18 protein-coding genes and 6 pseudogenes are annotated in these 25,196 nt (G+C 67.0%); 15 read left to right on the forward strand and 9 right to left on the reverse strand.

All coding sequences use genetic code 11. From position 1 onward, the window contains the following. The first annotated feature begins 82 nt into the window (after positions 1-82). Together G6N41_RS02040 and G6N41_RS02045 are read left to right on the forward strand one after the other, a co-directional pair. On the forward strand, positions 83-3,673 hold the full coding sequence (locus G6N41_RS02040) for a PE family protein (RefSeq protein WP_407663715.1): 3,591 nt from the start codon (positions 83-85) through the stop codon (positions 3,671-3,673). Then, positions 3,555-4,070 carry a hypothetical protein gene (locus G6N41_RS02045; protein ID WP_407663716.1) on the forward strand — a complete coding sequence of 172 codons (516 nt, stop codon included), beginning with the start codon at positions 3,555-3,557 and terminating at the stop codon, positions 4,068-4,070. Before G6N41_RS02040 ends, G6N41_RS02045 begins: the two co-directional genes overlap by 119 nt. Here the strand turns inward: G6N41_RS02045 and G6N41_RS02050 are convergent. From G6N41_RS02050 to G6N41_RS02065, 4 genes are read right to left on the reverse strand one after another with little or no spacing between them, the layout of a single operon-like run. After that, complete coding sequence (locus G6N41_RS02050) at positions 4,067-5,614, reverse strand: acetolactate synthase large subunit (protein ID WP_198966446.1); 1,548 nt, start codon at positions 5,612-5,614, stop codon at positions 4,067-4,069. The two genes, G6N41_RS02045 and G6N41_RS02050, sit on opposite strands and share 4 nt — an antisense overlap. Before the next feature lie 12 nt (positions 5,615-5,626). Continuing rightward, positions 5,627-6,457, reverse strand: a complete 831-nt coding sequence (locus G6N41_RS02055; protein ID WP_198966447.1) for an amidohydrolase family protein — start codon at positions 6,455-6,457, stop codon at positions 5,627-5,629. Positions 6,458-6,509: 52 nt separating this feature from the next. Continuing rightward, complete coding sequence (locus tag G6N41_RS02060; RefSeq protein ID WP_198966448.1) at positions 6,510-7,277, reverse strand: fructosamine kinase family protein; 768 nt, start codon at positions 7,275-7,277, stop codon at positions 6,510-6,512. Positions 7,278-7,290: 13 nt separating this feature from the next. After that, a complete protein-coding gene (locus tag G6N41_RS02065) occupies positions 7,291-8,943 on the reverse strand; it encodes an acyl-CoA synthetase (RefSeq protein WP_036450593.1) in 1,653 nt (550 codons plus the stop codon). A gap of 46 nt (positions 8,944-8,989) precedes the next feature. Here G6N41_RS02065 and G6N41_RS02070 point away from each other — a divergent pair. Next, positions 8,990-9,836, forward strand: a pseudogene (locus tag G6N41_RS02070) (crotonase/enoyl-CoA hydratase family protein). A 17-nt stretch (positions 9,837-9,853) separates the two neighbouring features. Here G6N41_RS02070 and G6N41_RS02075 read toward each other — a convergent pair. Next, positions 9,854-11,059, reverse strand: a complete 1,206-nt coding sequence (locus G6N41_RS02075; protein WP_198966449.1) for a cytochrome P450 — start codon at positions 11,057-11,059, stop codon at positions 9,854-9,856. 29 nt (positions 11,060-11,088) lie between these two features. On the opposite strand from G6N41_RS02075, the gene G6N41_RS02080 reads away from it, so the two are divergent. Then, positions 11,089-11,799 carry an acetoacetate decarboxylase family protein gene (locus G6N41_RS02080; RefSeq protein WP_198966450.1) on the forward strand — a complete coding sequence of 237 codons (711 nt, stop codon included), beginning with the start codon at positions 11,089-11,091 and terminating at the stop codon, positions 11,797-11,799. Positions 11,800-11,859: 60 nt separating this feature from the next. On the opposite strand, the gene G6N41_RS02085 is transcribed toward G6N41_RS02080, so the two are convergent. Then, positions 11,860-12,897, reverse strand: a complete 1,038-nt coding sequence (locus G6N41_RS02085; protein ID WP_198966451.1) for an LLM class F420-dependent oxidoreductase — start codon at positions 12,895-12,897, stop codon at positions 11,860-11,862. A 70-nt stretch (positions 12,898-12,967) separates the two neighbouring features. Between G6N41_RS02085 and G6N41_RS02090 the strand changes: the two are divergent. The 9 genes and pseudogenes from G6N41_RS02090 to G6N41_RS29865 form a co-directional block, all read left to right on the forward strand. Beyond that, positions 12,968-13,957: pseudogene (locus G6N41_RS02090) on the forward strand (Zn-ribbon domain-containing OB-fold protein). A gap of 15 nt (positions 13,958-13,972) precedes the next feature. Continuing rightward, positions 13,973-15,034 carry a thiolase domain-containing protein gene (locus G6N41_RS02095; RefSeq protein WP_198966452.1) on the forward strand — a complete coding sequence of 354 codons (1,062 nt, stop codon included), beginning with the start codon at positions 13,973-13,975 and terminating at the stop codon, positions 15,032-15,034. Further along, a pseudogene (locus tag G6N41_RS02100) lies at positions 15,034-16,203 on the forward strand (thiolase domain-containing protein). Before G6N41_RS02095 ends, G6N41_RS02100 begins: the two are co-directional and overlap by 1 nt. A gap of 5 nt (positions 16,204-16,208) precedes the next feature. Then, positions 16,209-16,349, forward strand: a pseudogene (locus G6N41_RS02105) (LLM class F420-dependent oxidoreductase); the annotation flags it as partial. Positions 16,350-16,497: 148 nt separating this feature from the next. Then, on the forward strand, positions 16,498-17,442 hold the full coding sequence (locus tag G6N41_RS02110; RefSeq protein WP_198966453.1) for an NHL repeat-containing protein: 945 nt from the start codon (positions 16,498-16,500) through the stop codon (positions 17,440-17,442). A gap of 206 nt (positions 17,443-17,648) precedes the next feature. Then, positions 17,649-18,587, forward strand: coding sequence for an NHL repeat-containing protein (locus G6N41_RS02115; RefSeq protein WP_198966454.1), 939 nt, complete (start codon positions 17,649-17,651; stop codon positions 18,585-18,587). A 103-nt stretch (positions 18,588-18,690) separates the two neighbouring features. Further along, positions 18,691-19,017 (forward strand): PE family protein, encoded by a 327-nt coding sequence (locus tag G6N41_RS02120; RefSeq protein ID WP_231608785.1) that lies wholly within the window; start codon positions 18,691-18,693, stop codon positions 19,015-19,017. Positions 19,018-19,063: 46 nt separating this feature from the next. Beyond that, a pseudogene (locus tag G6N41_RS02125) lies at positions 19,064-19,935 on the forward strand (IS5 family transposase). Between the two features lie 20 nt (positions 19,936-19,955). Continuing rightward, a pseudogene (locus G6N41_RS29865) lies at positions 19,956-20,174 on the forward strand (PGRS repeat-containing protein); the annotation flags it as partial. Between the two features lie 813 nt (positions 20,175-20,987). On the opposite strand, the gene G6N41_RS02135 reads toward G6N41_RS29865, so the two are convergent. Beyond that, complete coding sequence (locus G6N41_RS02135; protein ID WP_198966455.1) at positions 20,988-21,512, reverse strand: gamma carbonic anhydrase family protein; 525 nt, start codon at positions 21,510-21,512, stop codon at positions 20,988-20,990. A 113-nt stretch (positions 21,513-21,625) separates the two neighbouring features. On the opposite strand from G6N41_RS02135, the gene G6N41_RS02140 reads away from it, so the two are divergent. Both G6N41_RS02140 and G6N41_RS02145 read left to right on the forward strand, forming a co-directional pair. Next, entirely contained in the window at positions 21,626-22,810 is a 1,185-nt protein-coding gene (locus G6N41_RS02140) for a Rieske 2Fe-2S domain-containing protein (RefSeq protein WP_198966456.1), read from the forward strand. A gap of 5 nt (positions 22,811-22,815) precedes the next feature. Next, a complete protein-coding gene (locus G6N41_RS02145; protein ID WP_198966457.1) occupies positions 22,816-23,265 on the forward strand; it encodes a hypothetical protein in 450 nt (149 codons plus the stop codon). Positions 23,266-23,268: 3 nt separating this feature from the next. On the opposite strand, the gene G6N41_RS02150 is transcribed toward G6N41_RS02145, so the two are convergent. Both G6N41_RS02150 and G6N41_RS02155 read right to left on the reverse strand, forming a co-directional pair. Further along, on the reverse strand, positions 23,269-24,414 hold the full coding sequence (locus tag G6N41_RS02150; protein WP_198966458.1) for a sulfotransferase family protein: 1,146 nt from the start codon (positions 24,412-24,414) through the stop codon (positions 23,269-23,271). Continuing rightward, entirely contained in the window at positions 24,414-25,196 is a 783-nt protein-coding gene (locus G6N41_RS02155) for an SDR family oxidoreductase (protein WP_198966459.1), read from the reverse strand. The genes G6N41_RS02150 and G6N41_RS02155 overlap by 1 nt, the downstream gene beginning before the upstream one ends.

A 25,196-nucleotide genomic window follows, 5' to 3' on the forward strand; every position in this document is an offset into this window, starting at 1 on the left:
CACTCAATGAATTTCGCCGATCGGGATAGCATCCGCCTCGATAGTGCCCAGGTCGTGTTTCTCAGAACCCAAGGTGCCCCGGATGTCCTACCTGATTGTCGCGCCAGAGGCGATGACGGCGGCCGCCGGCGACCTGGCCGGCATCGGTTCATCAGTCGTCGCGGCTAACGCCGCGGCGGCGGGTCCCACCACCGCGATGCTGACAGCGGCCGCCGACGAGGTGTCCACCGCCATCGCCGCGTTCTTCTCCGCGCACGCCGCCGACTACCAGCGGTTGGCCGGCCAAGCGGCCGCATTGCATACCCAGTTGGAGCGGGTCCTGAGTGCGGGCGCGGCGGCCTACGCCGCCGCGGAGGCAACCGGCACATCGCCGCTGCAGCTGACCATCAACGCGGTGAGCGCACCCGCGCAGAGCCTGCTGGCCCGCCCGATCATCGGCAACGGTGCCAATGCGACGACGCCCGGAGGCAACGGCGGCGACGGCGGCTGGTTGTTCGGCAGCGGAGGCAACGGCGCGGCCGGTGCTGCCGGCCAGGCTGGCGGCAGCGGCGGATCGGCCGGCTTGTTGGGCAATGGCGGCGCGGGTGGCGCCGGCGGGACCGGCGGCGCCAGCGGTGGCAATGGAGGTAACGGGGGGCTGCTGTTCGGCGGCGGCGGGATCGGCGGCACCGGCGGCACCGGCGCGGCCGGCGCCGGCATGGGTGGCCTGGGCGGCAATGGCGGCAGTGGGTCCTGGCTCATCGGCGGCGGTGGCGCCGGCGGGGCCGGCGGTATCGGCGGGACCGGCGGCGGCACCGGCGGCGTCGGCGGCACCGGCGGAGACGCCGGCTGGCTGGTCGGTGCCGGCGGGTCGGGTGGGTCCGGTGGCATCGGCGCCACCGGGACCGGCAGCGGCGGCGCGGCCGGGAATGGCGGTATCGGCGGCAACGGTGGCGCTGGCGGATTGTTCATGAACGGCGGCGACGGCGGGGCGGGCGGCCAAGGTGGCGACGGGGCCGCGGGCGCGGCAGCTGCGGCCGCCGGCGGCACCGGCGGCGACGGCGGTCTGGGTGGCAACGGCGGTGCCGGCGGCGCCGGTGGCGGCGGGCCGGTGCTGTTCGGCCACGGTGGCGCCGGAGGACTCGGCGGCCAAGGCGGCACCGGCGGCGTCGGCGGCACTGGCGGAGCGGGCACCACCAGCATCGCCGCCGGCACCGGCGGCAACGGTGGTGCCGGTGGCGCCGCGGGTGGCGGCGGCACCGCGGGCGCCGCGGGACCACTGACCAACGCCGGGTTGGCCGGCGGTTTCGGCACCGCCGGCACCGGCGGCAACGGCGGCAACGGCGGTGCCGGTGGCGCCGCGCTGGGAGGCGGTGCCGCGGGCGACGGCGGTCAGGGTGGCCACGGCGGCGCTGGCGGCATGGGTGGAGCCGGGGCGAACGGAATCACCGGTGGCGGGGTGACCGGTGCGGGTAGCAGCGGCGGTGACGGCGGTAAAGGCGGCGAGCCCGGGACCGGCGGCGCCGCCGGCTCCGGCGGTGGCGGTCAGACCGGCAGCCTCGGCATCGGCGGCACCGGCGGTCAGGGTGGCGTAGGCGGCGCCGGTGGGGCCCCCGGTGCGGCCGGGCTGGCCGGTACCGGCGGTCGGGCGGGCAACGAGGGAGTCGGCGGAAATGGCGGGCAGGGCGGTCACGGCGGTGCTGGCGGCAACGGAGTCGACGGCGCCGACGCCAACCTGTTCACCGGAGACAACGGCGGCGACGGGGGTGCCGGTGGCGCCGCCGGCGCCAATGGCGGTACCGGCGGGGGCGGCGGCATCGGTGGGGGCGGCGGTGTTGGCGGCGACGGCGGCAACGGCGGTAGCGGCAACACCGGAACGTCCTCGGCACCCGCGGGCGGTACCGGCGGAATTGGCGGCACCGGAGCCGATGGTGGAGCCGGCGGCAACGGCGGCGCCGCCGGGGGTGCCGGTGGCACCGGCGGTCAGGGTGGCACCGGCGGGGCGGGCGGTGCCGCCGTGACTCCCGGACTTGGCATCGGGGACGAGCCCGCAGGCGGTACCGGCGGGCACGGCGGCACCGGCGGCAATGGCGGCAATGCCGGCGCCGGAGGTAAGGGCGGCGCCGGCGCGTTCGGCGGGGCGGGCAGCTCCCCCGGATTCCTCAGCCCCGCAGGCGACGGCGGTGCTGGTGGTGATGCCGGCACCGCGGCAGCGGGCGGCAACGGCGGCGCCGGCGGCGCGGGTCCGAGCGGCGGCAATGGCGGGACCGGCGGCAACGGCGGCCATGGCGGCAATGGCGGAAACGGCGCCGAGGGCGCCATCGGCGCGCAGTTCGTCCCCGCCTCCAGCCTCCCGACACCGTCCGGCGGAGCCGGTGGCGATGGCGGCAACGGCGCCGACGGCGCGAACGCCGTCAACATCGCCTTCACTCCCAACGAGCCCCAGGCCACAGCCGGCAACCCTGGCGGTTCGGGGATCACCGGGGAAATCGGCGGGAACGGCACCAATGGCAGCCCCGCAACACTGCCGACCACGCAGGTCCAGCAGGGTGGCGACGGCGGAGCCGGCGGCACCGGCACCAATGCCGCCAACAACGAAGTGGCCACCGGCGGGGAAGACGGCACCGGCGGCGACGCGTCAGAAACCGGCACCGACGGTGTGGCCGTCGGCGGGCAAGGCGGACAGGGCGGAGCCGGCGGTCAGTTCGGCGGCGGCGGCAACAGTGGGGACGGTGGGAATGTCACTGCCGGATCGGCCGGCAGCACCGCGGGTAACGGCGGCAACGGCGGTAACGCCAACAACGGCACCATCGAGGGCTCCCCCGCCGGCGGCAACGGTTCCGCGGGCGGCGACGGCGGCGACGGCGGCGACGTCGCCTCCGGGGCGACCGGCACCGCCGGCACCGGCGGCAATGGTGGCGCCGGGGGCAGGGCCGGTAGCGGCGGCGCCAACGGCGGCAACGGGGGAACCGGCGGCGACGGCGGCAAGGGCGGTGGCGGTGCCGTCGGCGGTAGCGGCGGGGATGGCGGCGACGGCGGCATCAATAACGGCGCCGGCGCCAACGGCAACGGTGGGGGCGCGGCGGGCAATGGCAATGGCGGCTGGCAGGGCGGCAGGGTCGGCGGGGGCAGGTCGGGGTGGCGGGCGGCGGCAGGGTGGCGGGCACCGGTGCCAGCGGCGCCGGTGGCAGCGGCGGCGGTGGCGGCCTGTCCGGCAGCGGCCAGAGCGGCGCAAACGGCGGCACCGGCGGCGCTAGTCAGGAGGGCCAAGACGGCCAGGCAAGCACCGACTCCGACGGCGGCGCCGGGGGCGCCGGCGGCACCGCGGGCAGCGGCGGCGCGGCGGGCGCCGGAGGCCAGGCCTGATGATGGGCGCGCCCCGCGCCGCGCTCGAGGCAAGCTTCGAGCGGCTGTGCACCGCGCTGCCGGCGACCGCGGGTGTGGCGGTCGCGCTCCCCGACAGCGGCGAGACCTGTTCGTTGGGCTCCTGGTCGACCGGCGTCGCCTGGTCGACGGTCAAGGTGCCGTTGGCGATCGCAGCGCTGCGCAGCAACCCACGGCGCGCAGCTGCATGGGTGACCAAGGCGATCACCGGATCGGACAACGCGGCCGCCGAGCAGCTGTGGTCGCAGCTGGGCGACCCCCTCGATACCGCCCAACAGGTGCAGGCCGTCATCGGCACGGCCGGCGATGAGTGCACCCGGGTGGAATCGCGCCGACTTCGGCGCGGTTTCACCGCATTCGGTCAAACACCATGGCGCCTGGACCGGCAAGCTCTGTTCGCCGCGGGACTGCCCGGTGTTGCGGACGCGAGCCCCGTCATCGACTTGATGCGCCAGCTCACCGAGCGCCATCGCTGGGGTCTGGCCGCCAAAGGAGTTGCCGCAAAAGGCGGTTGGGGCCCCGGCCACGACGGCGACTATTTGGTGCGGCAGTTCGGCATCGTGCCCACCGGATCGGGCCATCTGGGTGTGGCATTGGCCGCGCAGGCAGCCAGCTTCCAAACCGGAGTCAAGGCGCTGAACAGGATCGCGGATTGGCTCCTGGGCGGCAGCGCAAAGCTATCTGCCCTTGCCGGAGGCGGCGGCTAGCCCAGCAGCGATGGCACGACGGCGTCGATCAGATGCGGCCCGGGTTCATTGAAGGCGCCGCGCAGCGCGTCCGCAAATTCCTCGCAGCTACCGACCCGCCGGGCCGGAACACCCATGCCTTCCGCAATCTTGACGAAATCCATTGTGGGACGGTAGATATAAAGAAGATCCAGCGCTTTGGGACCGGGCGCCGAGCCGGCACCCACGCGCTGCAACTCCACTCGCAGAATGTCGTAGGCGCCGTTGTTGTAGATGACGGTCGTGACATCGAGGTTTTCCCGGGCCTGGGTCCACAACCTGGAGATCGTGTACATCGCCGACCCGTCGGATTGCAGGCACAGCACCGGACGTTCGGGCGCCGCGACCGCGGCACCCACCGCGGCCGGAATGCCGTAACCGATCGCCCCGCCGGTCAGCGTCAGCCAATCGTGTTCCGGCGCACCGGCGGTCGCCTGCGGCAGCAGCACACCCGAGGTGTTGGACTCGTCGACGACGATCGCACGTTCGGGCATCAGCGCGCCGATCACGTCCGCCGCTGACATCGAGATCAGCGCGCCCGTCGGCAGTTGCGGGCGCGATAGCGCGGCCAGCGGCGCACTCGTCCCGGGCGCAACCTCGTCGGCCAGTGCGATCAAGGCATCAGCCGCTCCCCGGTGCCCGGCAAGCTCGTGCACCGTGCATCCGGCGGGCACCAGATGGCTGGCCATGCCCGGGTAGGCGAAGAACGACACCGGCGATTTCGCGCCGGCCAGCACCAGATGTTTGGCCCCGTCCAGCTGTGCCGCCGCGGCCTCGGCGAAGTATCCGAGCCGTTCCACCGCGGGCACTCCAGCGCCGCGCTCCAGCCGAGTCGGGAATGTCTCGCACAGCCACCGCGCGCCGGTCGCCTCGGCGATACGAGCGGCCGCGGCCAGACCCGGTCCCCGGGTGGCGTCCCCACCGATCAGGAGCAGGGCCGGTTCCGCCGAGCGCAGCATCTTGGCGATCGAGACCACGTCGCCGGTGACCGGCGCGGGTTGCGCCGGCGGCACCATGGCCGGCTCGGCGCCCTCGGACCAGGACGCGTCCGCCGGTAGGATCAGCGTGCAAACCTGCGGCCCCTGCCGGCTGGCGGCGATGGCCTTGGCGGTGTCGGCGCCGACATCGGCGGCCGTCTCGGTCCGGTGCACCCAGCCCGAAACCGTGCCGGCCAATGCGTCGATGTCGGATTCCAATGGGGCGTCGTACTTCTTGTGGTAAGTCGCGTGGTCTCCGACGACCACAACCATCGGCACCCGGGCCCGGCGGGCGTTGTGCAGGTTGGCCAGGCCGTTGCCGAGTCCGGGGCCCAGATGCAGCAGCACCGCTGCGGGCTTGTCGGCCATGCGGGCATAGCCATCGGCCGCACCGGTGGCCACGCCCTCGAAGAGGGCGAGCACACCGCGGATGTCCGCAACGGTGTCCAGTGCGGCCACGAAATGCATCTCCGAGGTACCGGGGTTGGCAAAGCACACGTCAACACCACCATCGACCAAGGTGTTGATCAGAGCCTGGGCACCGTTCACCTGCCTACTCCTTTATCTTGGGGGTCGTTGCGCGAGCCCGAAGACCCGCTCGGCGTTGCCGTGCAGAAAGTCGCGTCGAGCCTCGTCTTCCAGACCGAGTTCGTCAAGGCCCGCCAGGGCGTGCGCATGAGCGATCATCGGGAAGTTGGTGCCGAACAAGACTTTGCGTCGTCCGGTGCCAGTCTTCATGAATCGGATCAACTCGTGCGGCAGCCGCTTGATCGTGTAGGCCGACGTGTCGATGTAGACGTTTTCGTGTTTGCGCGCCACCGCGACCATCTCTTCTGTCCACGGGTAGCCGACGTGACCGCAGACGATCACCAGCTCCGGGAAGTCCAGGGCCACTTGGTCGATGTAGGGGATCGGGCGGCCGGTCTCCGATGGCCGCAGCGGGCCGGTGTGCCCGACTTGGGTGCAGAACGGAACCCCCGACTCCACGCATTCGGCGAACAGTGGGTAATAGCGGCGATCGGTGGACGGCGCCTCCCACAACCAGGGCACCACCCGCAGACCGACGAACCCCGAAGCGACTCGGCTTCGCAGCTCGCGAACCGCGACCATCGGACGGTCCAGGTCTACCGCCGCCAGCCCGGCGAATCGCTGCGGGTGCAGATCGACCCACCCCGCAACCTCGTCGTTAGACACCAGATCCTGACCATTGGGACCACGCCACGCGCTGAGTAGACCGAACTCGACGTCGGCGGCATCCATCGATGCAATGGTCGCCTCGATGGGGATCTGGGCCTCGGGGATCGAGCTGTCGGTCCAGCGGCGCAGCGAGGCCATCATGTCGCTGCGCAGGAATCGCTGAGTCGGATGCTGCATCCACGCGTCGATCGTCATCGCACTTCAGACTCTAACGCCCCGCGAGGGTGGGTGATTTCGACAGGTGAGGCTAGGCAGCGAGAACGGCGCGCGCCACCACATCGGTCCGCTGGACGTGGCCACCGCCGAAGAGCACCACGTGCGCCAGCAGCGGGTAAAGCTGGTGCAGTCCGATGCGGCCACGCCAGCCGGGCCGCAGCGGTCGCAGCTGCTGGTAGCCGGCGAGGATGGCTTCGTAGTGCGCGCAGCCGAACAGTGCGAGCATCGCCAGATCGGATTCGCGATGGCCGGCATGCGCGGCGGGGTCGATCAGCACCACCCCGTCGGGTGTCCACATCACGTTGCCACCCCACAGATCGCCGTGTAGCCAGGCCGGCCGATCTTCGTCGTCGAAATCACCTGCGCGACAACGTGTGATGACGGACTCGATGGTGGCGCGGGTGGGGGCGCCAAGGCGCGGCGCGGCAAGCTCGGCCATCGGCGCCAGGCGCTCCTGAGCATAAAAGTCGCCCCAGTGTTGGTGCCGCGCCAGCGACATCGGCAGTGGCTGCGACAACGGCCCGAAGAATCCCGGCCCGTCCCAGCCCTGCGGCCCCGCCCCGAACGCCGGGGCGCCCGCATCGTGGGTGATGGCCAGTCGGCGGCCAAAATCGTGCGCCGCCGCAACGCTGGGGGCCACGGATTCCAGCCGCCGCAACGTCAGACTCGTCTGGCCCACCGAAACCACCGGCACACATGCAACACCGCCGTCGACATCGGAAAGCCATCGCAGGCCTGCCGCTTCCCACGCGAAATAACCGGCGGGCGCACCCGAGTGCTGCTTGACGAAGTCGCTCACACCGCGTCGCGCATCATGCGCTCACATGCGCGGCGTGCACATCGTCGGCGGGCCGCGCCTCGGTCTGCTCCTTGGCCCAGCGGTAGTCCGGCTTGCCCGCGGGTGAACGCTTGACCTCGTCGACGAACCAGAGGCTGCGTGGCACCTTGTATCCCGCGATCGCGCTGCGCACGAAGCCGTCCAACTCCGCCAACGACGGACGAGAGCCCGGCCGGGGCGCCACCACGGCCGCCACGTGCTGGCCGTAGCGCGGATCCGGCACGCCGACCACCAGGGCGTCGAACACATCGGGGTGGCCCTTCAACGCCGCCTCGACCTCTTCGGGGTAGATCTTCTCGCCGCCGCTGTTGATCGACACCGAGCCGCGTCCCAGCATGGTGACCGTCCCGTCTGCCTCGACCATTGCGTAGTCGCCGGGGATCGCATAGCGAACACCGTTGATGGTCTTGAAGGTCTCGGCGGTCTTCTTCTCGTCCTTGTAGTAGCCGACCGGGATGTTGCCCTTCTTGGCGATGATGCCGCGCACCCCCGAGCCAGGTTTGACCTCGTTGCCCTCCTCGTCGAGTACCACGGTGCGATGGTCGATGGTCACCCGCGGACCACCGGTGGTGGCCTGGCCGGCTCCCACGATGCTGGTGCCGCCAAAGCCGGTCTCCGACGAACCAATTGAGTCGGTGATGACCCGATTCGGCAGCAGCTCGAGCAGCTTCTCCTTGATGCTCGGCGAGAACAGCGCCGCGGTGCTGGCCAACAGGAACAACGACGACAAGTCGTAATCGTTGTCCTTCATAAGCGCGTCGAGCAGCGGACGCGCCATCGCATCCCCGGTGAAGAACAGCAGATTGACCTTGCGGTCGCTGATGGTGCGCCACACCTGGTCCGCGTCGAATTCCGGCGCCAGCACGGTGGTTTGACCGGAGAAGATCGACATCCAGGTAGCCGACTGGGTAGCGCCGTGGATCATCGGCGGAATCGGGTAGCGGATCATCGGCGGATTCGCGGCGGCGGCTTTGGCCAGATCGTATTCGTCCTTGATGAATTCGCCGGTTGCGAAGTCGGTTCCGCCGAACAGCACCCGGTAGATGTCCTCGTGACGCCACATCACGCCCTTGGGGAAGCCAGTGGTACCCCCGGTGTAGAGGATGTAGATGTCATCGGCGCTGCGCTCCCGCTGCAGCTCGGCGAAGTCTCGCTCGGGCGAGCTGTCGGCAATGGCCGAGTAGAACTCCACACCGCCGTAACGCTGGTAGTCCTTGTCACTACCGTCCTGCACCACCAGGATCGTCTTGACGTTGGGGGTGTCCGGCAGCACGTTGGCGACTCGGTCCGCGTACTGACGCTCGTGGACCAACGCCACCATGTCAGAGTTGTCGAACAGGTACTTCAGCTCCCCCTCGACGTAGCGGAAGTTGACGTTGATCAAAATGGCGCCCGCTTTGATGATGCCGAGCATCGCGATGACAATCTCGATGCGGTTTCGGCAGTAAAGGCCGACCTTGTCGCCCTTTCGCACCCCCTGGTCGATGAGGTGGTGCGCCAGTCGATTGGCTTTTTCTTCCAGCTGGGCATAGGTCAGCTGCTCATCGCCGCAGATGAGGGCTACACGGTCAGGCACAGCGTCGATGGCGTGCTCGGCTAGATCGGCAATATTCAGGGCCACGGCCACCAAACTAGAACGTGTTACATTTCTTGACAAGCGAATGCCCGATGTCATGCGAAAGGCGGTGCTCGTGGCCCCGAATACTTCCGAGACGCCAGCAAACGGGGAGTCCGGACCAGACGCGCTGGTGGAGCAGCGCGGGCAGACCCTGATCGTGACGATGAATCGCCCGTCCCCGCGTAACGCGCTTAGTGGCGAAATGATGCAAATCATGGTCGAGGCCTGGGATCGCGTCGACAACGATCCCGACATCCGCTGCTGCATCCTGACCGGCGCGGGCGGCTACTTCTGCGCTGGGATGGACCTCAAGGCGGCGACCAAGAAGCCGCCGGGCGACTCATTCAAGGACGGCAGCTACGACCCGTCGCGCATCGACGCGCTGCTGAAGGGCCGCCGGCTGAAAAAGCCGCTGATCTCCGCCGTCGAGGGCCCCGCGATTGCCGGCGGAACCGAGATTCTGCAAGGTACCGACATTCGCGTCGCCGCCGAGAGCGCCGAGTTCGGCATCTCGGAGGCCAAGTGGAGCCTGTACCCGATGGGCGGCTCGGCGGTGCGGCTGGTCCGCCAGATCCCCTACACCGTGGCCTGCGATCTGCTGCTGACCGGACGGCACATCACTGCCGCGGAGGCCAAGGAGATGGGGCTGGTGGGCCACGTCGTGCCCGACGGCCAGGCGCTGACCAAGGCGCTGGAAATTGCGGAGATCATCGCGGCCAACGGGCCTCTTGCGGTCCAGGCGATCCTGCGCACCATCCGCGAAACCGAGGGCATGCACGAGAACGAGGCGTTCAAGATCGACACTCGGATCGGCATCGAGGTGTTCTTGTCCGACGACGCCAAAGAAAGAAGGTCCGCAGGCGTTCGCGCAGAAGCGCAAACCCAACTTCCAGAACCGCTGATCTCCCGCTCGGCGTGCTCAGCTCAGTGGCCGGCTGGGAGTGAAGACGACCGGCATGGACTCCAAGCCGCTGACAAAGTTCGCCGGCCGCAGCGGCAACCGTGAATCCTGATCGGCTAGCCTCAAGTCAGGCAGCCGCTGCACCACCCGAGCGGTCATCAACGACAGCTCCAACCGGGCCAGCTGATTGCCCATGCAGAAGTGGGTACCGAAGCCGAAAGCCAAATGGCTGTTCGGGTTTCGCTGGATGTCGAACTTCTCCGGGTCGGTGAACACCGCCTCGTCGAAATTGGCCGACTCGAACAGCAGCATGATCTTTTCGCCCTCGCTCAACGCGGTCCCGTGAAACTCGGTGTCCGCGGTCAGCATTCGGCACATGTTTTTCACCGGCGCGGTCCAGCGCAGCATCTCTTCGATGGCGCCCGGCAGCAACTCTCGGTCGCTTTGCAGCAGGTCCCACTGGTCGCGGTTGCGCAACAGTTGCTCGCTTCCGCCGCTTAGCGTGTGCCTGGTCGTCTCGTCGCCGCCGATCAGAATCAGCAGCGTCTCCATGACCAGTTCGTCGTCGCTCAGCCGCTCACCGTCGACTTCCGAACTGACCAACACGCTGACCAGGTCGTCGGTAGGCTCGGCGCGGCGCGCGGCGATGGTCGCCCGGGTGAAGTCGTTGTAGGCGGCGAAGGCGTCGATGGTGACCTGGAAATCCTCTTGTGACACATGGGAACTGAGGAATGTCACCAGATCGTCTGACCACCTCAGGAACATCTCTCGCTGTTCGGGGAGCACCCCGAGCATGTCACCGATGACCGCCATCGGCAGCGGCGCGGCCAGGTCCCGCACGAAGTCGCATTCTCCGCGCTCACAAACCGCGTCGATCAGCGTGTCGCACAGCTGGGCGATCGAGCGCTCTTTGCCCTTAACCCGCTTGCGGGTGAAACCCGCGTTAACCAGCTTGCGCCGCAACAGATGTGCCGGGTCGTCCATGTCGATCATCATCGGCAGCGCGTCCTGATCGGGACGGATACCGCCGGCGTTGGAGAACAGTTCGGGCTGCCGCTCGGCATCGATCACGGCCTGATAGGTGGATGCGGCAGCCAGACCGTTGCGGTCACGGAAGACGGGCTGATTGGCCCGCATCCACCGATATGCCTCTCGCGCTTGCCGACTGGCGTAGAAGTTGCCGTCGGTCAGGTCGACGTCGGGTTTGATCAACGGCTTAGTCATCGCCATTCCTCCGCATTACAGTGAGCCTTATGCCCGTCTCTCAACACACCATCGCCGGCACTGTGCTCACCATGCCGGTGCGCATCCGCACAGCCAATCTGCACTCCGCGATGTTCTCGGTTCCCGCCGTGGCGGCACAACAGCTCATCGACTACAGCGGGCTGCGAGTGTGCGAACACCTGCCCGGCAAAGCGATGGTGATGCAGATGCTGGTGCGCTATGTCGACGGAGACCTCGGCCGATACCACGAGTACGGCACCGCGGTCATGGTGAATCCGCCGGGCGTCCAGACGCGTGGACCGCGAGCGCTGGCCAAGGCCGCGGCGTTCATCCACCACCTGCCGGTCGACCAGTCGTTCACCCTCGAGGCCGGGCGCTCCATCTGGGGCTTCCCGAAGATCATGGCGGACTTCAACGTCCGCGAGGGCAAGAAGTTCAGCTTCGATGTCAGCGCGGACGGGCAGCTGATCGCCGGCATCGAATTCGGCAACGGCGTTGCGGTGCCCACCCGGGGCGCGCAGGTGCTGCAGACCTACTCTCACCAGGACGGGGTCACCCGGGAGATTCCGTGGGAAATGCGAATCACCGGAATGCGCGCCCGGCTGGGCGGTGCACGTCTGCATCTGGGTGACCACCCCTATGCCAGGGAGCTTGCTTCGCTGGGGCTGCCCAAGCGTGCGCTGGTTTCCCAATCGGCAGCCAATGTGGAGATGACGTTCGGCGACGCGCACGCCATCTGAAGTCAACCCCACCGGGCCAATCTAGAACGTGTTCTAATCACCTGGCAAGAACCGCTTGGATCAGCCTCCAACAAGTCCGGCGAGCTCACGGACCTGCTCAACGCTGCGGGCGCTGACCACCATTATGGTGACACCGGCGGCTTCCCAGACCTCGATCTGCTTACGCACGTAGTCGGCGTCGCCGACGATCACGGCGTCATCGACCAGCTCGTCGGGGATGATCTCGGCGGCCTCGTCCTTGCGGTTGGACCGGAACAATTTGGTGACGTCGTCGACCACTTCCGCGTAGCCCATCCGGCGGTAGACGTCGGCGTGGAAGTTGGTGCCCTCGGCTCCCATCCCACCCATGTAGAGAGCCACGAACGGTTTGATGGCGGCGAACGCCGCCGGCCGGTCCTCGGTGACCACTACCTGCGCCGTCGCACAGATCTCGAAGTCCGCGCGGCTGCGCCGGGCGCCGGGGCGGGCGAATCCCTCGTCCAGCCATTCGTTGTACATGTCGGCCATCCGGGGCGTGTAGAAGATGGGCAACCAACCGTCACAGATCTCGGCGGCCAGTGCGACGTTCTTCGGCCCCTCGGCACCGAGCATGATCGGGATATCCGCACGCAGCGGGTGGGTGATTGGCTTGAGCGCCTTACCCAGGCCGGTTGTCCCGGCACCCGTCAGCGGCAGCGGGTAGTGCGGGCCGTCGCTGGTCACCACCCCTTCCCGGGCCCATACCTGGCGCAGGATGTCGACGTATTCACGGGTGCGGGCCAGTGGCTTGAGGAACCGCTGCCCATACCAGCCCTCCACCACCTGGGGACCGGACACGCCCAATCCCAGAATGTGCCTGCCAGCACTGAGGTGGTCGAGGGTCAGCGCCGCCATCGCGCATGCGGTCGGAGTACGCGCGGACAGCTGGATCACCGAGGTGCCCAGCCGCAGCCGCTGGGTCGAGGAACCCCACCAGGCCAAGGGTGTGTAGGCGTCCGAGCCCCACGCCTCGGCGGTGAAGACGGCGTCGAATCCGGCTCCCTCGGCCGCGGCGACCAACTCCCCCGCGTTCTCGGGGGGCTGCGCGCCCCAATACCCCAGCTGCAATCCGAGCTTCATCGCTGCCTCTCTCAGGGCCCCAAGAAAGCCCTAGTTGAAACCGTTCTTAGAACCTGTTCTACTCGAAGGCGTGACAGCCAGTTCGAGCGGCCCGACCCTGATCGATCACCCTGAGCCGCCCCTCTCCGCGCCGTTGACGTTGTCCTTCGACTACACCCGTTCGGTAGGTCCCACCCTCGGTGAGTTCTTCACCGCGTTGCGCGAGCGCCGGATTCTGGGAGTCCGTGGATCCGACGGCAGGGTGCACGTGCCGCCGGCGGACTATGACCCGGTCACCTACGAACCGTTGGGCGAAATGGTACCGGTGTCGGCCGTCGGCACGGTCGCGTCCTGGACCTGGCAGCCGGAGCCGCTACCGGGGCAGCCACTGGACCGCCCGTTCGCCTGGGCACTGATCAAGCTGGACGGCGCGGACACCCCCCTGCTGCACGCCGTCGATGCGGGCGGGCCGGACAAGATCAAGACCGGCGCCCGGGTCCACGTGCACTGGGCCGAGGAGACGGTGGGCGCCATCACCGACATCGCCTATTTCAAGCTGGGCGAGGACGCCGAGCCACCCGGGGAACCGAGTGAGCAGGATCCGGTCAAGATGATCGTCACGCCGGTGTCGCTGACGATTCAGCACACCGCCTCACACGAGGAAAGCGCCTATCTCAGGGCCATCGCCGAAGGGAAACTGCTCGGCGCGAGGACCGGCGCGAAGGGGAAGGTCTACTTCCCGCCGCACGGGGCCGATCCGGCCACCGGCCAGCCGACCACCTAGTTCGTCGAACTGCCGTACCAGGGCACGGTGACCACGTTCGCGATCATCAACATCCCGTTCCAGGGTCAGCGCATCAAGCCGCCCTACGTCGCGGCCTACGTGCTGCTCGACGGCGCCGACATTCCGTTCCTGCACCTGGTCGCCGACATCGACGCCAATGAAGTGCGGATGGGCATGCGCGTAGAGGCGGTGTGGAAGCGCCGCGAGGAGTGGGGATTCGGCATCGACAACATCGAGTATTTCCGGCCGACCGGGGAACCGGACGCCGACTACGACACCTACAAACACCACCTGTAAAGGGCTCACCCACACATGAGTGATCGCAATGTCGCGGTCGTCGGCTTTGCCCACGCCCCGCATGTCCGCCGCACCGACGGCACCACCAACGGCGTCGAAATGCTGATGCCCTGCTTCGCGCAGCTGTATGAGGATCTGGGCATCACCCAGTCCGACATTGGCTTCTGGTGTTCGGGATCCTCGGATTACCTAGCCGGAAGGGCATTTTCGTTTATCTCTGCGATCGATTCGATCGGCGCCGTGCCGCCGATCAATGAATCCCACGTGGAGTTGGATGCGGCCTGGGCGCTTTTCGAGGCTTACATCAAGATCCTGACCGGCGAGCTCGACACCGCGCTGGTCTACGGCTTCGGCAAGTCCTCGGCGGGCATCCTGCGCCAGATCCTGTCGAGGCAGACCGATCCCTACACCGTTGCGCCACTGTGGCCGGACTCGGTGTCGATGGCGGGATTGCAGGCCCGCCTCGGCCTGGATTCCGGCAAGTGGACCCACGAACAGATGGCTCAGGTCGCCCTCGACTCGTTCGCCCGCTCGCAGCGAAACGACTCCGAGAAGCCGGCCAAGAGCATCGACGAGCTGCTCGCCCGCCCGTTCTTCAACGACCCGCTGCGACGGCACGACATCGCGCCGATCACCGACGGCGCGGCCGCGATCGTCCTGGCCGCCGATGATCGCGCTCGGGAGCTACGTGAATCGCCAGCGTGGATAACGGGTTTCGAGCACCGCATCGAATCGCCGTCGCTGGGTGTGCGCGACCTGACCGTCTCGCCGTCCACCGCCGTCTCAGCCAAGGCGGCCAGCGGCGGTGACACCGGCATCGACGTCGCCGAGATCCACGCCCCGTTCACCCACCAGCATCTGATCATCGCCGAGGCGATCGGACTCACCGACAAGACGAAAGTCAACCCGTCCGGCGGAGCGCTGGCGGCCAACCCGATGTTTGTCGCCGGCCTCGAACGCATCGGCTTTGCGGCACGACACATTTGGGACGGTTCAGCCGGTCGCGTGCTAGCACACGCCACCAGCGGTCCAGCGCTGCAACAGAACTTGGTCGCGGTCATGGAAGGGAACAACTGATGGCCGGAGCCCGAGCACAGCTGGCCGCGGTACTGGGTACCGGGCAGACCAAGTATGTCGCCAAGCGCCAAGATGTCTCGATGAACGGCCTGGTGCGCGAGGCTATCGATCGGGCGCTGCAAGATTCCGGGTCGATGTTCGACGACATCGACGCCGTCGTGGTCGGTAAGGCGCCCGATTTCTTCGAGGGCGTGATGATGCCGGAGCTGTTCATGGCCATGCCATGGGCGCCAGCGACAAGCCGCTGATCCGGGTGCACACGGCGGGCTCGGTGGGCGGATCCACCGGTGTGGTGGCGGTCAGCCTGGTCCAGTCCGGCAAGTATCGCCGCGTGCTGGCGATGGCGTGGGAGAAGCAGTCGGAGTCCAACGCCATGTGGGCCTTGTCGATTCCGATTCCCTTCATCAAACCGGTCGGTGCCGGTGCCGGCGGCTATTTCGCCCCACACGTGCGCGCCTACATCCGCCGCTCCGTCGAACATCGGCGCAATGGTCGCGGTGAAGGACCGGCTCAACGGCAGCCGCAACCCGCTCGCACATCTACAGCAGCCGGACATCACCCTCGACAAGGTGATGCAGTCACCGATGTTGTGGGACCCGATCCGCTACGACGAGACCTGCCCGTCGTCGGACGGCGCCTGCGCCGTGGTGATCGGCAATGAGGAAATCGCCGATGCGCGCGTTGCCGATGGGCACCCGGTGGCATGGATCCACGCGACCGCACTGCGCACCGAACCGCTGGCATACTCCGGACGCGACCAAGTCAGCCCCCAGGCCGGCCGTGACGCGGCCGCGGCGCTGTGGAAAGCGGCCGGAATCACCAGTCCTATCGATGAGATCGATGCCGCCGAGATCTATGTCCCGTTCTCCTGGTTCGAACCAATGTGGTTGGAAAACCTTGGGTTTATGCCCGAGGGCGAGGGCTGAAAGCTCACCGAGGCCGGTGAGACCGCGATCGGCGGGCGGTTGCCGGTGAACCCGTCCGGCGGCGTGCTCTCATCCAACCCCATCGGCGCCTCGGGGTTGATTCGCTTCGCCGAGGCGGCTATCCAGGTGATGGGCAAGGGCGGCGATCACCAAGTGCCCAATGCCCGGAAAGCCCTGGGTCACGCATACGGCGTCGGCTCGCAGTATTACTCCATGTGGGTGGTGGGGGCCGACAAGCCATGAGCCCGATGAAATACACCGTCAGCATCGCGATGGGCCCGATCGATGAACTGATCGGCATCGCCAAGACCGCCGAGGAAGTCGGATTCGACTCGATCGCGTTGCCGGATTCCCTATTCTACATGGAGAAGGCCGCCGCCGACTATCCCGCGGCAAGCATCACGAAAAATGCCCGTGAAGCGCCCTCGGTGCATCACGGGCATTTCTCGTGATGCTTGCCGAGGCATCGCACCGGGTATGCCGACTGAGGTACGGTCTTGGGGTTGCGATCACCGAAGGTGGTGAAGGAGTCGACCCATGGCGGGTGTCGGGTTCAGAATGTCGCCGCGGAAATGGGCAAGAGCCGCGATGGCCGGTGGCGCGGTAATAGTCGTGGCGATTCTCGCGGTCAGCGCCTATTTGATCGTCAAACCATCCGGCAAGACGCCCTCCGATCAGCTCGACCGGTCGGCCGCCAGTGCCGCGGCCCAACCCACCCAGACCACCTTGCATTTCAACCCGTCCGGCCCCGCTGCGGTGGCCGTGGACAGTCTCGACACGGTGTACGTCGCCGACTCGGGCAATAGGCTGGTGCAGAAACTCACCGCCGGATCCAGCAAACCGGTCACGGTTCGGATCGGCGAGCCGATAACACCGGGCGGTGTTGCGGTCGACCGCCACGATGTCGTCTATGTGATCGATGGAGCCGCCAACCGGGTATTGAAGGTGCCGGCCGGCTCCACAACCCCGGTCGAACTCCCGTTCACGGGCCTTGCCGACCCACATGGTTTGGCCTTCGACAGCGTCGACACCTGCTACGTCGTCGACCACGTCAACAACAACGTGCTGAAACTGCCCGCGGGCTCGGCCACCCCCAGCGAGCTCGGCTTCACCGGCCTGGACCGTCCCTACGATGTGGCAGCAAACAACGTCGGTACCGTCTATGTCACCGACAGCGGCTACAACCGGGTATTGGCGCTGGCCACGGGTGCGACACAGCCGGTAGAACTCCCGTTCACCGGCCTCAATTTCCCGGCTGGCGTAGCGGTGGATCTCAACGGCAACATCTATGTGGCCGACCTGAACAACAACCGGGTGGTGCGGCTGGATGCCGCTACGCACGAACAGACCGTCCTGCCTTTCGACGATCTCTTTTCCCCGACCGACGTCGCGGTGGACAACCACGGTTCTGTCTATGTGATCGACTACCACGACCGGGTGCTGAAACTGCCCGCACAGTACAACAGCCAACATGAGTCCTGACGAATTCGATTGGTCTGTAATGCCGTTGGCTACGGCATCGATCCGGATCGGTTCCAGCCCCGCCCGATGCCGCGCAGCAAGGTCGCGATACGGCGCCTGGCCTGGACCAGCTAGCGCCTGCGACCCAGCTCACACATCGCACCGGGCATGCCGATCGGGTACTGTCTTGGCGTTGCGATGACCGGAGGAGGCGAAGGAGTCGGCAGATGGCGGGTGTCGGATTCGGGGCGTCGCCACGCAAGTGGCGAAAGCTGGCGATTACCGGTGGCGCGATAGTCGTCGTCGCGATTCTCGCGGTCACCGGCTACCTGATCTTCAAGCCATCGGGCCAAGCGCCGGTCAAACGGGTCGACCTATCCACCGCCGCCGACCAACCCGCCCAGATCAAGCTGCATTTCCACCTGGCAAATCCGGACGGGGTCGCCCTGGACAGTTTCGATACGGTCTACGTCGCCGACTCGGGCAATAAGCTGGTGCAGAAGCTGCCTGCCGGATCCAACACCCCGTCTGCGTTTCCGATCTCGGCCAAGATAGTTCCGGGCGGCGTAGCGGTGGACCATCACAATGCCGTCTATGTGATAGACGCTGCTGCCAACCGGGTGTTGAAGGTTCCGCCCGACTCCACAATCCCGATCGAGCTGCCGTTCACGGGCCTTGCCGACCCACACGGCTTGGCCTTTGACAGCGCGGACACCTGCTACGTCGTCGACCACGTCAACAACAACGTGCTGAAACTGCCCGCTGGCTCGAGCACCCCCAGCGAGCTGGGTTTCACCGGCCTGGACCGTCCCTACGATGTGGCAGCCGACAACGCCGACACCGTCTATGTCACCGACAGCGGACACAACCGGGTGGTGGCGCTGGCCGCAGGCGCGACACAGCCGGTGGACCTCCCGTTCACCGGCCTCAACTTCCCCGCTGGGGTGACCGTGGACCTGAGCGGCAACGTCTATGTGGCCGACCTGAACAACAACCGGGTGGTGCGGATGGATGCCGCCACACACGAACAGTCCGTGCTGCCTTTCAAGGATCTCTTTTCCCCGACCGACGTGGCAGTCGATAGTCAGGGGTCGGTCTATGTCATCGACTATCGCGACCGGGTGCTGAAACTGCCTGCGCAGTCCAACAGCCGCCACGCTCGCTGACGAATTCGATTGGCCCACAGAGCCCATTAGCCACGCACCGCGCGAATTGGCGTCCTGCACCAACCGCACCTGTGATACTCGTTGCAGGCGCAGGAGGTAAATCATGGCGGTCGTTGTCAGCCCGGCGATCCTGGCAACGACGAGCGACAAGGCGCTGACCATCGGGTCACTGATCCGCGAAGCCAACAGACTGGCGGAATTCGCCACCACCCAGCTTGCGCCCGCGGCCGGTGACGAGATCTCGGCGGCAGTTGCGACATTGTTCGCCTGTTACGGCCAGACGTATCAAACGCTCGGCATCGCGGCCGCGAGGTTTCACGACGAGTTCGTGGGCAACCTGCGCGCGGCCGCGACGTCCTATGCCAGCGCCGAGGCCACCAACGCCTCACTCGCCCACGACCTGCTGAACAAGGTGAACGCACCCGGCTAGGGCGTGTCTGCTTAATGTGAATGGTGTTTTGGCTGATGCTGTTTGGGTGATGCGGACGCATGCGATTTCTGATGATTTGTGGTCGCTGATCGTGGCGGTGTTGCCTGCGGGGCGGCGGCGTGGCCGGCCGTGGAACGATCATCGACGTACTCTGGAGGGCATTATCTGGCGTTACCGTACGGGATCTCCGTGGTGTGACCTGCCCGAGCACTTCGGTCCCTGGCAATCGGTGGCCGAGAGGCATCTACGCTGGTCGGTCGATGGCATCTACGCGCGGATCTTCGCGGCGATCGCCTCTGACCTCGACGCCGAGGACGCCGACCTGGGCGCACTGTTGTCGGTCGATTCGACCAGTGTGCGCGCCCACCAACACGCAGCCGGAGCGCCCCGGGCGCCGCACAGGGGGATCTGTCGAATTACAAGAAATATCTCGATGAGCCCGATGACCACGCCATTGGGCATTCCCGCGGCGGGCTGACTACCAAGATCCACGCCTTGACCGACCAGCTGTGCAGTCCGGTCACCCTGGCACTGTCGGCCGGTCAAGCCGGTGATAATCCGATGCTTTGGCCATTGCTGGCCGCCCGGTGCAGCAACTCATACGCCCCGTTTCACCTGCTGGCGGACAAGGCGTACTCCCATGACTCGACGCGGGCACAGCTGCGCCGGCTCAAGATCGCCCATACCATCCCCGAGCGCAGCGACCAGATCACCCGCCGCAAAGCCAAAGGCCGCAACAGAGGACGGCCTCCGGGGTTCTCAGGCCGAATCTACAAGCACCGCAACACCGTCGAGCGAAGCTTCAACCGGCTCAAACACTGGCGCGCGGTCGCCACCTGCTACGACAAATACGCCCTGACCTACCTCAGCGGTGTCACCCTGGCCGCCATCATCACCTACCACCGCGTCCGCAATTAGCAGACAGGACCTAGACGCTATTGGGGCGCCCGCTCATCGGCAACGGCGCTAACGGCGCGCCGGGCACGGGCGCAAACGGTGGCGACGGCGGGATATTGATCGGCAATGGCGGCAGCGGCGGGTCCGGCGCGGCCGGCTCGGTGGGCGGAAACGGCGATGCGGCGGGGCTGCTCTGGGGCACCGCCGGAGCCGGCGGCGCCGGTGGTAGCGCGAACTCCGGAACCGGCGGCGCTGGCGGGATCGGCGGTGCCGCAGGACTTTTCGGAACAGGAGGCGCTGGCGGCGCGGGTGGCGCCGGCGGCACCGCGGCCGGAGGCTCATTGACGGCCAACGGAGGGGCAGGCGGGTCCGGTGGCCTCGGCGGCATGCTGTTCGGCAGTGGCGGCGCGGGCGGCGCCGGCGGGCTCTCCCTGGCGGGCGGCGGCGGATGGCTGTTCGGCGACGGCGGGGTCGGCGGAATCGGCGGGAATCTACTGGACAACGACGCCGGCGTCGACGGGGTCGGCGGCGCGGGCGGGGCCGGCGGCCACGGCGGAAGTGCGATAAACGCCACCGCCGGATCCGGCGGTGGCGGCGGCGCCGGCGCGTTGTTCGCCGGTAATGGTGGGGTGGGCGGCACCGGCGGGAATTCGCTCGGGACCGGTGGCGGGATGGGTGGGGCCGGCCGCCAGTCTGGCGTGTTCGGTGACGGTGGCGCCGGCGGGACCGGCGGAGACTCGGTCAACATCGCCGGGACCGGTGGCGCCGGCGGCGCTGCCTGGCTGGTCGGCGCCGGTGGCGCGGGCGGTGTCGGCGGGTTCGGTGACCTGATTGGCGGTGCCGGCGGCAACGGCGGCGCCGGCGGTGCACTTGTCGGCGACGGCGGTGCCGGCGGGATCACCGCGCTGTCCGGCAATGCCGGCGGGGACGGCGGTAACGCACAGTTGATCGGCACCGGTGGCAACGGCGGCAATGGCGGGTCGGGCCAACCGGATCACGGCAACGCCGGCGCGGCCGGGGCCGGTGGCCTGTTGGCCGGCCTCAACGGGACACCGGGGCTGAACTAACCGGGGTTAGAGCGGCTCCAGCCCGGCCATGTGTCGCGCCGCCAGGTCACGATAGGCCTGCGGATTGACATTGGCCCACATCTCCGCGCCGGTTCCGGCAATCGGTCCTTTCACCTTGGCCGGTGCCCAGCTGACCAGCATCCCCTCCGGAATCTGAGTGCCGCCCACCACCAACGAATGCGCGGCGACCAGACAGCGCGCGCCGATCACGGCACCGTCGAGAACCGTTGCGTGGTTGGCGATTAGCGCCTCAGCCCCGACGTGAACGCCATGAATCACGCACAGGTGCGCCACCGTTGCGCCCGGGCCGATGTCGACCGGGATGCCTGGCGGTGCATGCAACACGGACCCGTCTTGCACATTGGCGCCCTCCCGTATCACGACGGGCGCGTAGTCGCCTCGTAGCACGGCGTTGAACCACACCGACGCCCCCGCCTCGACGGTGACGTCGCCGATCAGCGTCGCGGTTGGCGCTACGAACGCGGTGGGATCAACGCGCGGGGAGCGACCCTCAAACGAAAATAGCGGCATCGTTTACATATACCGCAACATGCATATGCCGTGGCCAGACACGCCGTCGTTGCACTCCCCCACCCCAAAACTGTAACGTGTTCTAGTTAGAGACAGCGATCTGGAGGTTACGGGTGAGTACCGACACATCTGCCGTCGGCGTCCGGGAGATCGACGCCGGCATCTTGCCGAACAGGTATGCGCGCGGCTGGCATTGCCTGGGCGTTGCCAAGGACTTCATGGACGGTAAGTCCCATGGAGTGGAGGCGTTCGGCACCAAGCTGGTGGTGTTCACCGACTCCCACGGGGACCTGAAGATCCTCGACAGCTATTGCCGGCACATGGGTGGTGACCTGTCGGAGGGCACCATCAAGGGCGACGAGGTGGCCTGCCCGTTCCACGATTGGCGCTGGGGCGGTGACGGCCGCTGCAAGTTGGTGCCCTACGCCAAGCGCACGCCCCGGATGGCGCGCACCCGGTCGTGGACGACGGATGTCCGTGGTGGGCTGCTCTTCGTCTGGCACGACCACGAAGGCAACCCACCCGACCCCGCGGTCCGCATCCCCGAGATTCCCGAGGCCGCGAGCGATGACTGGACCCAGTGGCGGTGGAACCGGATTCTCATCGAGGGCTCCAACTGCCGCGACATCATCGACAACGTCACCGACATGGCGCACTTCTTCTACATCCACTTCGGGCTGCCGACCTACTTCAAGAACGTCTTCGAAGGCCACATCGCATCGCAGTATCTGCACAACGTCGGGCGCCCCGATGTTGACGATCTCGGAACCGCTTACGGTGAAGCGCACTTGGATTCGGAAGCGTCGTATTTCGGGCCGTCGTTCATGATCAACTGGCTGCACAACAGCTACGGCGGGTACAAGTCCGAGTCGATTCTGATCAACTGCCACTACCCGGTGACCCAGGACTCATTCGTGCTGCAGTGGGGTGTCATCGTCGAAAAGCCCAAGGGCATGGACGAAAAGATGACCGACAAGCTGTCGCGGGTGTTTACCGAAGGTGTCAGCAAGGGCTTCTTGCAGGACGTCGAGATCTGGAAGCACAAGACCCGCATCGACAATCCCCTGCTGGTCGAAGAAGACGGCGCCGTTTATCAGATGCGACGCTGGTATGAGCAGTTCTACGTGGATGCCGCCGACGTCACCCCGGAGATGGTGGAACGCTTCGAGATGGAAGTCGACACCACCCGCGCCAACGAGTTCTGGCGGGCCGAGGTCCAACAGAATCTGGAGACAAAGAAGCTCCAGGAGCAGCAGGCCGAATCGGTGCCCGACGACGTGCCCGCCGAGCAACACTGACGGCCATGGCAGCACCGGACGATCAAGAGGTCCCCGACGTCGATCAACTCGCCAGGTCGATGCTGCTGCTCCTCGGTGACCATCATGATCACCAGGAATCCTCCGAACAGCACCACGGGCGTCAGCCCTGGTCGAAGTCAAGGGATTTCACCAACGACCCGCAGCGCGGCGCGGCGGTTCGCCAGGCCAGTCTCGCCGATCGCGAACGCTATCTCACGGCCGGATTGCAGCCGGTGGATTGCCGGTTCTGCCACGTCACCGTCACCGTCAAGCAGATCGGCCCGGGCCATACCGCGGTGCAGTGGAACACCGAGGCGGCACAGCGGTGCGCTCATTTCGCCGAAGTCCGGCGATCCGGCGGGGATATCGCACGCACCAAGGCCTGCCCCAAGATGACCGACAGCATCCAGCACGCCATCGCCGAAGGCGTGCTGGTACAACATGATCCAGAATGATCGTCAGAACCCGGCGAACCGCTCCTTGACAGCTTCGGCGGTCAGGCCGTAGTCGGCCAGCGAGTACCTATGCTTGGGCGCGCGCTCACCGGTCTGACTCTCGGCGTGGATCTTTGCCATCGCCGCTCGAGCCTCATCGGTCAGTGTCAGGCCAAAGTGCCGATAGATGTCGGCCACCGTCCCCATCGGGTCGGCAATCAGATCCCGATAGTCGACGTCGTAGAACTGCGCTGGGTCGTAATTGGTTCGGGCGGAATCGAACCGCTGCAGGCCGCGCGACCAGGTCTCCATCGCGTCGGCACCGATCTGGGCGCCGACGAAGTTCGTCGACCAGCCTTCGGAGGTGTGCTGCGCCAACGAGCACATCGAGGCCATGATCGTCTCGACCGGCCGGTGGGTCTGGATCACCAGCGCGTCGGGATAGCTGGCCATCAACGCATCCAGTGCGAACAGATGACTGGGATTCTTTAGCACCCATCGTTTTTCGGCATCGTTGAGCCCGATGAGCTGAAGGTTTTTCCGATGCCGTTGATACGATGGTGTCCAGTCTTGCTTTGCCAGCCACTGCGCATAGCTGGGCAGGTGCGCGAGGGTCTCATACGACACCGAATGCAGCGACTGCCGCAGTAGCTGCCAGCACTCCTCCAGTTCGTAGGCAGCCATGAAGTGCAGGCCGGTATAGCCGGGATTGTCCTTGTGGTGCTGGGTGAACTGGGCGTCGAGCTGGCGGTAGAACGGGTTTGTCTCCCATGTCTCGCGGGGCGGGCGCGGTTGCGGGAACTCGGCCAGCCACATGTGTAGACCCTGGTGGGAGGGGTCGGCACCAAACAGTCGGTGCAACGCCGTGGTGCCGGTCCGCACCAGGCCGGTCACGAAGATGGGCCGCTGGATCGGCACTTCGGTGTATTGCGGGTACTGCTTCCATGCGGCTTCGGACAGCAACCGGGCAACCAGGGCGCCGCGCAGAAAGAATCGGTTCATCTTGCTGCCCAGCACGGTGAGTCCGGCCTCGCGCCGATAGGAGTCCAGCAGCACCTCCAAGGCTTCGCGATAGTTGTCCTGGTCACTGCCAAAGTCGTCCAGCCCGACCAGTTTGGTAGCCGATGCATGCAGCTCGTCGACGGTTCCGACATCGGTGCGATCGGCCATCAGGTGTGGTACTCCCCGCAGTTGACGTCCAGGGTCTGCCCGGTGATGCCGCTGGACAGGTCGCTGGCCATGAACAGGATCGCCGACGCCACCTCGTCCTCGGTCGGGAGTCGCTTCAGATCGCTCTGCGCGGCCGTGGCTTGGTAGATCTGCTCCACCGTGGTTCCGTACTTGCCGGCCTGGTGCTCGAAGTAGCCCTGCAGCGTGTCACCCCAGATGTAGCCCGGCGCAACGGAATTTACCCGAATGCCCTTCACTCCGAGTTCCGCCGCCAGCGAGTGTGACATCGCCAGCAATGTCGACTTGGCCATCTTGTAGGCGCCGAACTTGGGCTGCGAGTGCCGTAGCACCATCGAGTTGACGTTGACGATCGAACCTTTGGTTTCGGCTAGCGCCCGGGTGAAGCCCGCAATGACGCGCAGCGCCCCCAGCGCACTCAGCTCGATCGCGTCCCGAATGTGTTGAAATGTGGTTTCGGCCAACGGTTTCATCGATGGCACCCGAAACGCGTTGTTCACCAACACGTCGATCTTCCCGTATGCCTCGAGCGTGGCATCGACCAGGTTGCTCACCTGATCGTCGTCGGTGATGTCGGCGCGCACCGCGATGGCTTGTCGCCCCTTGCCGATGATCTGCTTGGCAAGTTCATCGAGGCGATCGCCACTGCGGGCGGCCAGCAAGAGGTCGGCCCCCTCGGCCGCGCACCGATACGCCAGGGTGGTCCCCAATCCCGGCCCCACTCCGCTGATGACAAGGGTCTTTCCGTCAAGTAAACCTGGCAT

The sequence above is a fragment of the Mycobacterium shottsii genome (genome assembly GCF_010728525.1).
Lineage (GTDB): Bacteria > Actinomycetota > Actinomycetes > Mycobacteriales > Mycobacteriaceae > Mycobacterium > Mycobacterium marinum.